Here is a 12,682-nt window from a genome sequence, read left to right on the forward strand (position 1 = left end):
AAAAAAACCAGTACAACTTTATAGGCTGTACTGGTTTGGTATTTGGCAAAAAGCTTATTTAAATAACTGTGCTAAGTCTTTCATCTCCTGGGCAGAAGTATACCAAATTTGGTGCTATCAAATTGACTTACAATTAAAAGCGAGTACGAATACCAAAGGTTATACGGCGCTCAAAGATATTTTGAGTGATCACATGATCTGACCACTGCGCATAAATATCTTCCTTCTCTTCAGTTAAGTTGCTCACCGACGTATAAATACTCATATCTTCGGCAAATTCATAGCCGGCATACAAATCAAAGTACAAAGTGCTGTCGGTCCAAAATGGCATTACTCCCTCTCCCATCGGCGAGCTAAGGCTATCTAAACGGTCGCTACGATAGTTAGCCGCGAGGCGTAGTTGCAACGGGCCTTTTTCATACCAAAGTACCGCATTGGCTGATTTTTCTGAATTATCTTGAATCGGTAAGCTTTCGCCATAAACATCCGCATTTGCACTGTCACTTGGCGCATAGGTAAAGTTAACTGACGTCCCTAAGCCATCAAAGGGTGCAGGTAAAAAATCAAACGCTTGTTGGTAAACCACTTCAATGCCTTTGATATTTCCGCCTTTGCCGTTTATTTCTGTGCTTACAGGCACTTCTCGGCGCACCACGCCATCAATATCGGGCAGGCCTTGCATTACAATACCGCTTTGAATGAAAGATTCCATATCCATTAAAAAGGCTGAAATACTCAGTAAGCCGCTGTCGTTAAAATACCACTCGGCCGATAAGTTGTAGTTTGTTGCGCGCCACGGTTTTAAATCAGGGTTACCATTTTGACGACCCTGTACAGCCACTAATAAATCAGGGCTAACACCAAGCTCTGCGGCTAGTACATCGCCAGCACGGGTACGACCAACACTAATACCACCAGCAAGCTTACCAATATCTAAAGTGGTCATGGTTTTACCGTAACCGGCACGTAAAATAACCTCTTCGGTGAGGTTTAAGTTAAAGTTCATTGATGGTAAAAAGTCTGAGTAATCTCTGCTTAACCATTTTTCACCGGTTTTTTCACTGGCGGTACATAATGAGCAAGGGCGTGCTGAGCCTAACTGGTTTTGCAGCATGTCGAGTTCGGTTTTAATGTATTGCGCGCCGATATTAGCGGTGTAACTTAAATCCCCTAATTCGCCGGCAAAGTTCGCTTTAAAGTAGGCGGTTTGGGTTTGCTCTTTTACTTGATAAGTGCGTGAGGGATTAGCTAAACGTTTGTTACCCGGATAAATGGCATTTTGAAACGCCATTGGATCGTCCATCACTTTTGGGTCGATTAAGTAAAAACTGTGCCCACTACCACCTGGGCCTAAACCATTTACTTGGTTTACCCAGCCGGCAGGCAAATCGCTAAAGAAGTTGGTTTTACCTATCGTTAAATCACCACCTGCTACGCTGTTTTCGCCATCACCGTTAGTATCACCCAAAGATGCGCCTCATCACATCGGCAGTAATATCCCCAGTGGTAAATGGGGCAACTAAAATATAGGTTTCGCGCTCTACATCACGTTTTGATGCGCGCAGACCAAAATCAACCTTCTGTAGATGATCTGTCTCAAAGGCATAATGACCATCAATACGGGCAACATCAAGGGTCGCTTCTTCTTCAAAGTTATTCTCAGAGTAGGTTGAGACCAGATTATATTGGTTTATGTCGTTGCCAAACCCTTCGTCAAAGCCAAGTGTGAGGTACTCGCCACTGCGAGAAAAACTTACATCCACTTCATCAGGGCCGTAACCATTGGGGTTAACAGGCGTAATGCCATCACCGTGATTTTTCAATAAACCATGTTGTGCACCAGAGGTTAAAAAGCCATGGGCGACGTTTTCTGTATGGCTGCGCTCTGCTGAACCATGAATATACTTAAACTCGCCAGATAATGGGCCATCACCTTGGTATTCGAATAAAAAACTGGCGTTGGTTGATTCGCGATCGTTCGTTAAACTTTCAGAGTAGGCACTAACACGGCGTACTTTTAAGTTTGTATCGTTAACAGTGTATATTTGCCCACCTTTACCATTATCTAGACGTGGGATGAAATTATCTGAGTAAGCCCAGATATCTCCTCGAGCGCTATCAACCATCACCCCTTGTTTGCGATCGGCATCATCCATTTTTGTATAAAACAAATCACCGGTGAATGTCAGTGAATCAGCTATTTGATATTGAATGGTAGTGTTTAAGCCAAGGCGATCACGCTCGGTTTCACGGTCCATTACGCCATAAAATCGCTGGCTGTAAAAACTGTCATTAAAATCACCATCACCGTTAAAGTCTCTGTCAGTTGTAAGGTCAATGCGCGTTTCACCTCGCACTTCTGATGAGTTTAAAATAGTGCCGTTGCGATAGTTTGCTAAGGTGCTTTCGTCGTAAGCGGCAGTGACAATAATGCCAAAGATATCGTTGTTGTAACCAGCAAAGGCGACGAATTTAGGATCTGTTTGCTTCGATAAGCTCCCACGTGTCGCTTCCCCAGTCAATGACAATGTACTGCCTTGTTCAAGATCGAATGGGCGACGAGTTTTTAAATCTAAAGTACCAGAAATACCACCAGCTAAAGTGTCTGCTTGTGGCGATTTAAGCACATCTATACCGGATAAGAGTGCGGCTGGAATATCAGTAAAATCAGGTTGTAGCTGTGTGATAGAGCCAGCACTTAAAAATTGTTCGCCATTGAGCAATGAGGTAACTTGGGGCATACCACGTACGTTAATGGTTGAACCTTCACCTGCTGAGCGGCGAATTTGCACCCCCGGGATCCGTTGCAGGGTATCGGCAATAGTGACATCGGGTAATTTACCGATATCTTCAGCGGTGATAGAGTCCATTACCCCGGTACTAAAACGCTTGTTGTTAATATCTTGTTTTTTACTGGCGGCAATGCCCCGTACTTCAATAGTTTCTATGTCGTCACTTGCTGTTTGGGCTTGATCAGCGGCAAAAGCGCCAAAGCTGGCGTATCCACAAATGATAGCGGCGACTGCTTTCGCTGTTAAGCTCTTATTTAGAGTAGGCTGGCGACGGTTTTTAATGCTCATGTTGATGTACCTCATCCTGTATATTTAGACGTTAATTATTACTCTCTGTTAATTTGTAACACATGTTGACTCTTTGCTTGTTATTAATTAACATTGCTTTCAAGCAAAATGCAATAACAATTACATTAACATTTGATAGTTTTTTGATTTTTAATGTAACGTTGCTATCTAAGGTAATGATTTAAAATAAGAGTTTTATTTATAGGAAAGTTAGTCATGCAACACGCCGCAAAAATTTATACTGTGAATAAAGGCTTAGGCACTAACGATGCGCTCATACAAGGTGATTGCAATGTTGCTAAGCAACAAGTGAGCCTCCCTTGTGCATGTATTTACCAAACACGCTTGGATAACAACATTGCGTGGATGGCAAAGTTTGCCAAACAAAGTCAGGTGGCGTTTTCACCCCATGGTAAAACAACGATGGCACCGGGCATTTTTAAAAAGCAGCTCAGTGCCGGCGCATATGCGATTACGGTCGCCACGGTGCATCAAGCGGTTGTAGCAGCGCAGGCCGGTGCTAAGCGTATTATTATGGCAAATCAGTTGGTCGGCAAAGCTAACTGTCAGCACTTAGCAAACTTATTGCACAGTGCTGAAATTGATTTTTACTGCTTAGTTGATGATGTTGATAACGTGACGTCACTGGCTGAGTTTTTTTGCGAGCAAGGTGTAACACTCAAACTGTTAATTGAATTGGGTGTGCCCGGTGGGCGTTGTGGTGTTGTTGATAGTAAAAAACTACAGCAGTTGGTTAAACATATTAGTCAGTTTCCATCATTACAGCTTGCGGGTATTGAAGTGTATGAAGGCGTACTAAATACTCAAAGCCAAGTTGCAGCGTTTTTAAGTGATGCTGTTGCGCAGTGTAAAGAGTTGATTGCCGATAATGCATTTGCTACCGATCAAGTGATGATCACCGCCGGCGGCTCTGCATGGTACGACTTAGTCTGTGATGCCTTTGCCCCTGCCAATATGCTTGAAAATATGGTGCCGGTGATCCGCCCTGGCTGTTATGTGGCTCATGATCAGGGAATTTATGATGCTGCCCAACAGCAGGTTTTAGCGCGTAATCCATTAGCGTGTAATATTGGCAGTGATTTACAGTCATGCTTAGAAATTTGGGCGTATGTGCAATCAATACCTGAACCTGGGCGTGCAATTATAGGAATGGGCAAGCGCGATGTAGCGTTTGATGCTGGGTTGCCCATTGCCAATTTACATATTGATCAACACGGTGTTGTTACTAAAGCGGGTGCTGATTGGAAAGTTGAAAAAATAATGGACCAGCATGCCATGCTCCGTGTTGAACAAAATAGCAATTTAAAAGTCGGTGATATTATTGCGTTTGGGACTTCGCATCCTTGCCTTACATTTGATAAATGGCGTTATATTAATGTCATAGACGATAACTATAACGTTATTGATATCTTTGATACGTATTTTTAGGAGAATAAGTAATTGGATATTGTTTCGCGAATTAAAGAGCGTTTAGGTCATTTACGCCAATCAGAACAGCTTGTTGCACAATTAATTTTAGCCGATCTGCAATATGCAGCATCCGCGAGTATAAGTGATTTAGCACAGCGCGCTAAAGTGAGCCATGCATCAATTACTCGTTTAGCTAAAGCATTAGGTTGCGATAATGTACGTGATATGAAACTCCAGCTTGCGCAATCACTGGCAGTAGGTGAGCGCTTTATTAGTGAAAGCAGCTCAGTACGTGAAGATATTCCGGCCATTTATCAAGCTATACACGATATTTTAGATATTAATGCCGGGCTTATTGAGCAATCGCTGGTGGAAGAAGCCGCACGTTGTATTGCGGGGAGCCGACATACTTTAATTTTTGGCGTTGGCGGCGGCAGCTCGGTGGTCGCACAAGAGTGCCACAACCGGTTGTTTCGCCTTGATGTACTAAGCAATGCCTATAGCGATCCGGTGATGATGCGCATGACCGCAGCAAGTGTTGATATCAGTGATGTGGTGGTGGTGTTATCGCTTACTGGCTTACCAAATGACCTAATTGACGCGGCAAGTATTGCCAAAGATTACGGTGCTAAAGTGATTGCCATTTGCCCAGACAGTGCCCTTGCTGATATCGCAACGATTCACTTACCAATAAAAACCAATGAGTCAGATTATATTTTTACGCCAAGTACAGGGCGCTACGCCATGCTTGCGGCCGTAGACATATTGGCCAGTGAAGTGGCTATTTTGACTCAGAAAAAATCTCGAGAAAAACTGCGTCGCATTAAGCATGAATTAGATGAGTACCGTGAAGGACCAGATAGAGCGCCACTAGGAGATTAATGATGCACGATACCTCGCAATCAGTAGATACAATTATTTATCAAGCAAACGTGTTTGATGGATTAGGCAATGATCCCCAGCGCATGGATGTCGCAATACAAGGGCAGTACATTGTTGCTCTGGGCGAGTTATCACAGTGGCAGGCGACGCACAAAATAATGGCCAATGGTTTGTGCCTTGCGCCTGGGTTTATAGATGTTCATACCCATGATGACCTTGAGCTACTAAGAAACCCGAATATGGCCGCAAAAATAAGCCAAGGAGTGACTACAGTGATCACAGGCAATTGTGGGATCAGTGCCGCCCCTGCAAAATTAAACGCCGATGCGCCAGATCCAATGAATTTATTGGGCGAGAAAAGCGAATTTACCTTTGCGCAGATGCGCGATTATATCAATGCATTTAATCGTAAAAAGGCCAATGTGAATGTGGCCGCTTTAGTCGGACACACTACGCTGCGTAACAATGTTATGACTGATTTACTGCGCCCAGCAACCGCTGATGAAATTACTGCGATGCAATTGCAATTAGATGAAGCCATAGCGCAAGGCGCACTTGGTCTTAGCACGGGCCTTGCCTATCGCAATGCACATTGTGCGCCCGAACAAGAAATATACGCATTTGGCGGTATTTTAAAAAAGCACGATGCGCTTTATACCACCCATTTACGCACCGAATTTGATGCCGTACTTGAAGCAATGGATGAAGCGTTTGCAATGGAGCAAGAGTTTGGTATTAAAGTGATTATTTCCCACTTAAAGTGTGCGGGTAAAAATAATTGGGGGCGTGCCCCTGAACTACTGGCAAAATTTACAGCGCAAGGTGAGCACTCAAAATGCAGTTGTGATGCTTATCCGTATGCAGCCAGCTCCAGCACCTTAGATTTAAACCAAGTGACCGATGACTTTGATATTTTTATTACCTGGTCAGAAGCCCATCCAGAAATGGCAGAGCAATTACTGGCAGATATAGCTAAGCAATGGGGCATGAGTTTGCTTGACGCCGCTAAAAAATTGCAACCTGCGGGCGCGGTGTATCATGGTTTAAACGAAGACGATGTAAAAACTATTTTAGCGTTTGATAAAACCATGATTGGCTCTGACGGTTTACCGTGCGACCCGCATCCGCATCCACGGTTATGGGGATCATTCCCTCGTGTGCTGGGACATTATAGCCGCGGGGAAGGGATTTTTTCACTGGCAACCGCTATTCATAAAATGACCGGGCTCAGTGCCGCTAATTATCGGTTGGCAAATCGTGGCGTGATCAAAGTCGGTAACTTTGCCGATTTAGTGCTATTTGATGCCGATGAGGTTATTGATAACGCAACATTTGTCGATTCAGAATTACCGGCCTCAGGTATTCACCAAGTCTGGACTAATGGCCAAACTACATTTAAAGATAAACGAGTTTTACCCGCGTATTCGGGTCAATTTTTAACATCCTTAGGAGCAAGTAAACATGATTAGACGAATTGGTATTGAGGGCGGTAAAGGCACGGGTGGTCAACATTTACCGTTTGCACGTGCAGTAGAGGCGGGTGGTTGGTTAATGGTGTCAGGGCAAACCCCGATGAAAGATGGCGAAGTTGTTGAAGGTGGCATTATTGATCAGTCTCGGTTAGCGATTGAAAATTGCCTCGATATTATGAAAGAAGCAGGTTACGGCCTCGAAGATGTGGTTCACGTTACCGTTATTCTAACCGATTCACGTTATTTTCAGTCGTTTAATAAAGTATTTAAAGCGTATTTTGGTGCTAATCCACCAGCACGTATTTGTGCTGTGGCGGATTTAGTGGTCGACTGTAAAGTTGAAGTGGATGTGACGTGTTATAAAGCACTTTAACTTCTCCTGCCAACATCAAAATTTATACCTAAGAGCATAAAAAATAATAACGGCTCTTAGGTGGCTTAGATATATTAATCAACAGAATAATAACTAACACCAACCTCGTAATTAATAATGATAAGTGCCGTAAGGTACAACGTGGATTGGTGCAGCAGGGTGTCTTATGAAGTGGCAATTATTAATGGCCTTTTTAGGTTACTTAGGTTTTATGATCTGGTTTGGCTGGTGGGTAAGCCGCAATTCTAAAGGGGGAGATGACTTTTTACTGGGTGGACGTAACTTACCGTTTTTTCTTACGTTAGGCACTACCGTTGCCACTATGGTTGGCACCGGCTCGTCAATGGGGGCGGTCGGTTTTGCCTACTTAAATGGCTGGGCAGGGATGATTTACGGCCTTGGTGGCGCGTGTGGCATTTTGCTGCTGGCCAAGTTATTTGCGCCGGTGCGCGAGCATCAATTTATGACCATGAGTGAAGAAGTTTCTTATTATGTTGGAGCCCACCCATTAGTCAAAAATACCATTGCCGTGTTTATTTTTGTCGCCAGTATTGGCTGGTTAGGGGCACATATTCTAGGCGGTGGTATGTATTTAGCGTGGCTGACTGGACTATCACCGTTTTCAGCCAAACTGATTATTGCCTTAGGTTTTAGTATTTATGTGGTGATTGGTGGCTATGTTGCCGTGGTATGGACTGACTCGATTCAGGCGTTGATATTATTTGTTGGGTTTTTCTTGATGGCGGGAGTCGCGCTGTACGAGATAGGCGGTTTAGCAGAGATGGCAAGTGCGCAGCCAGCTGTTAATCAAAGCTTTTTATCACTCGATAAAATTGGTTACGTACATGGTTTATCATTATTTTTTGCGGTATTGATTGGTGTGTTAGTGGCGCCATCATTTCGCCAGCGAATTTACTCAGGCAAACATGTAAAAAGTATTCGCCAATCGTTTTATTTATCAGGCGGGTTGTATTTAGTGTTTGCTATTGTGCCTGCCATTATTGGCATGGTGGCCTATGCACTTAACCCCGCATTAGAAAACAGCGCCTTTTCGTTCCCGTATATGGCGTTTGAATTATTACCGTTTGGCTTAGCGGCTCTGGTCATTATTGCGGGCCTGTCGGCGACAATTTCCAGTGCCAGCTCTGATGCCATTGCCGCAGTGAGTGTATTAATACGCGACCTTTATAGTTTAGTGTTTAAACGTATGCCCCACGGCAAAGACGTGGTGATGCTGTCGCGTATCGGTTTAGTGATGACCATAGGTATTGCTTTATTATTGGCGCTACTGACTAACGACGTGATTGGTTACATTACCAATATGATCGCTACTTTGATGTCGGGCTTATGTGTCTGTGTGTTATTTGGCCATTTTTGGCCGCGTTTTAATTGGCAAGGCGCGATCACCGCTTTGGTTGTTTCGCTGTGTGTATCGCTGGCGATTATCTTAATGCCCAATTGGCTGGCTTATTGGAGTAATCCTATTATTCCAGCTACCTTAGCATCCGCTGCGTTAGCGGCAATCGTCACTTTACTCACTCCTGTACAAACGTGTACATCAGCACAAGCTTTGGCTATTTTACAAGCGCAACGCGAGGAAATGCAGCATGATTAAAATAGCGTTTTTTGGTGAAGCGATGCGCGAGTTATCGCTAAATAATACACTGTGTTTTGGTGGTGATACCTATAACAGTGCGGTGTATTTAAAGCGGTTATTAATGAGTCGCGCTGAGGTATATTTTGCATCGGCAATCGGCAATGATGAATTAAGTAAACAGGCTTACACTCGCTGGCAAAACCAAGGGCTTAATTTACAGTACTTATTACGCAGTGATGCACATACTTTAGGCTCATATGGCATTTCTCTTGATGATAGCGGCGAGCGGACCTTTCATTACGACCGTAAAAATAGTGCTGCCAGAGAATATTTTAAACTAGATCAACAGCAGGCTTTTTTAGCGGATCTTGAGGATAAACAATTTGATTACGTGTACTTTTCGGCGATTAGTCTCGCTATTTTGGACGATCAAAGTAGGCAGCTATTTATGGCCGCGATTGCGGTTTATAAAAATGCGGGTGGCAAGGTTATTTTTGACAGCAATTACCGTGCAGTACTTTGGCAAAATAAAGCCAAAGCGCAAAGTAGTTATAAGCAAGCCTACGCGTGTGCCGATATTTTATTGGTCACGGATGATGATCACTTTGGTGTTTTTGGGCTTGCTTCGCATCAGCAACTGGTAAATTTTTATCAAGCATACGCACATACCTTGGTGATTATTAAACAAGGGGTTAACGACACCTTGGTAATACAACAGCAGCTGTTAAGGCGTTACCCCGTGCAGCCTGTAAAACGTATTGTTGATACTACTGGCGCTGGAGATGCGTTTGCCGCAGGGTTTTTGGCTGAATACTTAATATCGCAACAGTGTGATGCTGCGGTTAATACGGCGCAACAACTTGCTGCACAGGTTATTGCAGCAAACGGCGCAATTGTGAGCACAACACTTACAACAGTAACGAGTAATCTACTTAGCACCACCGAACAGGACACTGATTATGAATAAGTTTATTTATTTGATTGGCATAATCATGCTCATCGTAGTGCTGCCCAGAACTGCAAGCGCTCAACCTGCGCTCATGCCAAAGCCTGCAAAGGTAATCATGATGACAGGTAAAACCCAATTAAATGCTGAGCTTGGTGTGCATATTAGTAAACAGCATCAAGCGTTATTAACGCCATTGGTGTTGAATTCAACGTTTGCGCAGCAGTTTACTAAGCTTGATTGGCGTGATGTTAAAAACGCACAGTTACAAATAAGTATCAGCCAACGCGCTTCAGCTCTGCCTTATTTAGGTATGGATGAAAGCTATAAAATTGTGATTGCAGATAACTCAATTAAACTCAGCAGTCGTAATCAGTATGGCATTTTACGTGGCCTTGCGAGTTTATCGCAGTTAATGTTTAGTGCCGAAAAGCCCCGCGAACTGACCAATTTAGTTATAACGGATGCGCCTACTTATCCATGGCGTGGTTTATTATTTGATAGTGTGCGCCACTTTTTGCCTATAGAAGACGTAAAACGCACGTTACGTGGCTTGGCCTCAGCAAAATTCAATGTATTTCACTGGCATTTAACTGATGATCAAGGTTGGCGAATAGCGCTAAATAGCTACCCCAAGTTGCATCAACAGGCTTCAGATGGTTTGTATTATAGCCAAGCGCAAATCAAAGACGTGGTTGCGTATGCTGCAATGTTAGGTATTCGTGTGGTGCCAGAGTTTGATGTGCCAGGGCATGCCAGCAGCATTGTAATGGCGTATCCAGAGTTTGGTAGCGGTACAACTTTAACTGAGCTGGAACGACGTTGGGGGGTATTTAAACCGCTACTCGATCCAAGTAATCCTAAGGTATATAAATTTGTTGATGAAATAGTGGCAGAGCTTGCGGGGTTGTTTCCTGATCCGTATTTACATATTGGTGGCGATGAAATTGACGACACAGATTGGCTAGCAAACAGCAAAATACAGGCTTTTATGCGCGAGCAAAAATTGGCTGACAGCCATGCACTACATGCTTATTTTAATCAGCGGGTTGCGAAAATATTAGCAAAGTACAATAAAAAAATGATTGGCTGGGATGAAGTACTGCACCCAAGCTTACCTAAAAATACCTTAGTGCAATCATGGCGCGGGCACCATTCACTCGCGGCGATCACCCAAGCAGGCTACGACGGGTTGCTATCGAGTGGTTTTTATATTGATCAACCGCAGTGGAGTAGCTATCACTATCGCAACCACCCGCAGCAACCGGTTAAGCCCAGCGTAACGGCAAACGCTGTGATAGGACATGTTGATTTTACGCTAACACGTTTAAAAGGCAGTGCGGTAACGGGCGACATTACCGTATTTGAAAGTGACGATGATCATGCTGGCATACACGCAATTGTAAACATTGTTGGTAAAGGGGCATTTATTACCGATAACGTGACTAAAACGGCAGATAACTATCAGCTGTTAATCGACACTTGGCTTGGCCCTACGCAACTGACCTTTAATTTATCAAATACTGCTAGTATCTCGGCATATGTGGGTAACACGCCTTATGCGTTTACCAGTCATGGCGCAGATAAGGTATCGCTTATACAGTTAAACCAGCAGTTAATACATGAGCAGCAACGGGTTAAATCAGGCAATGTACTCGGTGGTGAAGCGACAATTTGGGCTGAATTGATCACCACTGATAATCTAGATTCACGCATTTGGCCAAGGCTTTATGCCATAGGTGAGCGTTTCTGGTCACCTGCGAGTGTAATAGATGAGCGCGATATGTATAACAGGCTTGATGTTATGAACCGCTATGCGATTGAAAAAATTGGTTTACAACATCAGCAACAATTTATTCAGCGTTTAAAGCAATTACCAATTAGTTCAAAAGACGATCTTGATGCACTCGTTACTTTTAGCCAGCTGATCGAACCTGCGCACTATTATACTTTGCATCATTTAGCGTTTTTACGTGATGAATATCATCAATTAGCGCCACTGGATAAACTTGTGGATGTACTGCCCGTAGAGAGCCTGACGTTAAAACAATTTGACTATGCGGTGGATGACTATCAGCAATCGTGTGACGATCAGCAATTATTGTTACTACACAGCAAACTACTAAAGTGGCAACAATTACTAGAACACGAGCAGCCGCTGTTTTTAGCGGTTCAACAATGGCAAGCAAGTTATTCGGCAATACTCCTTGCACTCAAGCAACACGATAAGCTGACTAAGCAGCATTTAGTGAAAAATAACAACGGCACTATTCCCCAAGTTATCGCATCAATTAACCGTTTAAAGAAAGCACGCTTAGGGTGTGGGCAATAGGGACTTAATGAGGAATAGGTTACGTTTGTTTGTAAATCATTGCGTTGCTATTTTAAACGCAATGATTTTAAAGTGGATGTCATTTTAAAGTAGCGGTTTATAAAAATACACAGTAGCGTTAAGTTCACCTGATGAACTCAGTGCAAACTGTGGTATTTGCCCAGCTTCTATATAATTTAATTTATGATATAAACGTGAGGCTACATCACCTAAACGAGTATCAAGCACCAGCAGTGTTAGTTGTTGCTGTAACGCGCTTTGTTCAAGGGTATTCATCAGTTGTTTAGCAAACCCTTGACCTTGATGTTGGCTGTGCACCATGAGTTTTTCAATTTCACCACGATGTGCGCCATTGGCTTTACTACATAGCGATAATTGCACAGCACCAATCACCTCAGTTCCAACCGTGATAATAAATAACTCACGGTTGTTGTTTAGGGCATGTTGACCTTCCGTGATTGATTTTGCAGCAGACTGTTTGGTATTTAGGCAAGGCAGCGCCTATGGTGTGTGATGTTGCCCATAAATAGGCGATAACGCAGTATAAATGCCAAACAGGCGCTGCCTAA

General features: G+C 43.5%; 10 protein-coding genes. 7 read left to right on the plus strand and 3 right to left on the minus strand.

Annotated features, from left to right (window positions below):
* Positions 1 to 133: 133 nt before the first annotated feature.
* Both A7967_RS22825 and A7967_RS22830 read right to left on the minus strand, forming a co-directional pair.
* Positions 134 to 1,468, minus strand: coding sequence for a TonB-dependent receptor domain-containing protein (locus tag A7967_RS22825; RefSeq protein WP_099458997.1), 1,335 nt, complete (start codon positions 1,466 to 1,468; stop codon positions 134 to 136).
* Positions 1,461 to 3,080 carry a TonB-dependent receptor plug domain-containing protein gene (locus A7967_RS22830; protein WP_157756419.1) on the minus strand — a complete coding sequence of 540 codons (1,620 nt, stop codon included), beginning with the start codon at positions 3,078 to 3,080 and terminating at the stop codon, positions 1,461 to 1,463. Before A7967_RS22830 ends, A7967_RS22825 begins: the two co-directional genes overlap by 8 nt.
* A 216-nt stretch (positions 3,081 to 3,296) precedes the next feature.
* Between A7967_RS22830 and A7967_RS16295 the strand changes: the two genes are divergently transcribed.
* The 7 genes from A7967_RS16295 (at position 3,297) to A7967_RS16325 (ending at position 12,113) form a co-directional block, all read left to right on the plus strand.
* Positions 3,297 to 4,529, plus strand: coding sequence for an amino acid deaminase (locus A7967_RS16295; RefSeq protein ID WP_054204113.1), 1,233 nt, complete (start codon positions 3,297 to 3,299; stop codon positions 4,527 to 4,529).
* Positions 4,530 to 4,541: 12 nt separating this feature from the next.
* The gene (locus tag A7967_RS16300) at positions 4,542 to 5,393 is read left to right on the plus strand and encodes a MurR/RpiR family transcriptional regulator (RefSeq protein ID WP_054204114.1); all 852 of its coding nucleotides are present in this window, start codon (positions 4,542 to 4,544) and stop codon (positions 5,391 to 5,393) included.
* Positions 5,393 to 6,862 carry an N-acyl-D-amino-acid deacylase family protein gene (locus A7967_RS16305; protein ID WP_197279059.1) on the plus strand — a complete coding sequence of 490 codons (1,470 nt, stop codon included), beginning with the start codon at positions 5,393 to 5,395 and terminating at the stop codon, positions 6,860 to 6,862. Before A7967_RS16300 ends, A7967_RS16305 begins: the two co-directional genes overlap by 1 nt.
* On the plus strand, positions 6,855 to 7,238 hold the full coding sequence (locus tag A7967_RS16310; protein WP_054204115.1) for a RidA family protein: 384 nt from the start codon (positions 6,855 to 6,857) through the stop codon (positions 7,236 to 7,238). Before A7967_RS16305 ends, A7967_RS16310 begins: the two co-directional genes overlap by 8 nt.
* Positions 7,239 to 7,404: 166 nt before the next feature.
* Positions 7,405 to 8,853: a sodium:solute symporter family protein gene (locus A7967_RS16315; RefSeq protein ID WP_054204116.1), complete on the plus strand. Its 1,449-nt coding sequence runs from the start codon at positions 7,405 to 7,407 to the stop codon at positions 8,851 to 8,853.
* Positions 8,846 to 9,802, plus strand: coding sequence for a sugar kinase (locus tag A7967_RS16320; protein WP_054204117.1), 957 nt, complete (start codon positions 8,846 to 8,848; stop codon positions 9,800 to 9,802). The genes A7967_RS16315 and A7967_RS16320 overlap by 8 nt, the downstream gene beginning before the upstream one ends.
* On the plus strand, positions 9,795 to 12,113 hold the full coding sequence (locus A7967_RS16325) for a family 20 glycosylhydrolase (protein ID WP_054204118.1): 2,319 nt from the start codon (positions 9,795 to 9,797) through the stop codon (positions 12,111 to 12,113). The genes A7967_RS16320 and A7967_RS16325 overlap by 8 nt, the downstream gene beginning before the upstream one ends.
* Positions 12,114 to 12,197: 84 nt before the next feature.
* Here A7967_RS16325 and A7967_RS16330 read toward each other — a convergent pair whose 3' ends face one another.
* On the minus strand, positions 12,198 to 12,611 hold the full coding sequence (locus A7967_RS16330; RefSeq protein ID WP_082379009.1) for a GNAT family N-acetyltransferase: 414 nt from the start codon (positions 12,609 to 12,611) through the stop codon (positions 12,198 to 12,200).
* Positions 12,612 to 12,682: the final 71 nt, after the last annotated feature.

Origin of the sequence: Pseudoalteromonas neustonica (assembly GCF_001653135.1) — a bacterium.
Classification (GTDB): domain Bacteria; phylum Pseudomonadota; class Gammaproteobacteria; order Enterobacterales; family Alteromonadaceae; genus Pseudoalteromonas; species Pseudoalteromonas neustonica.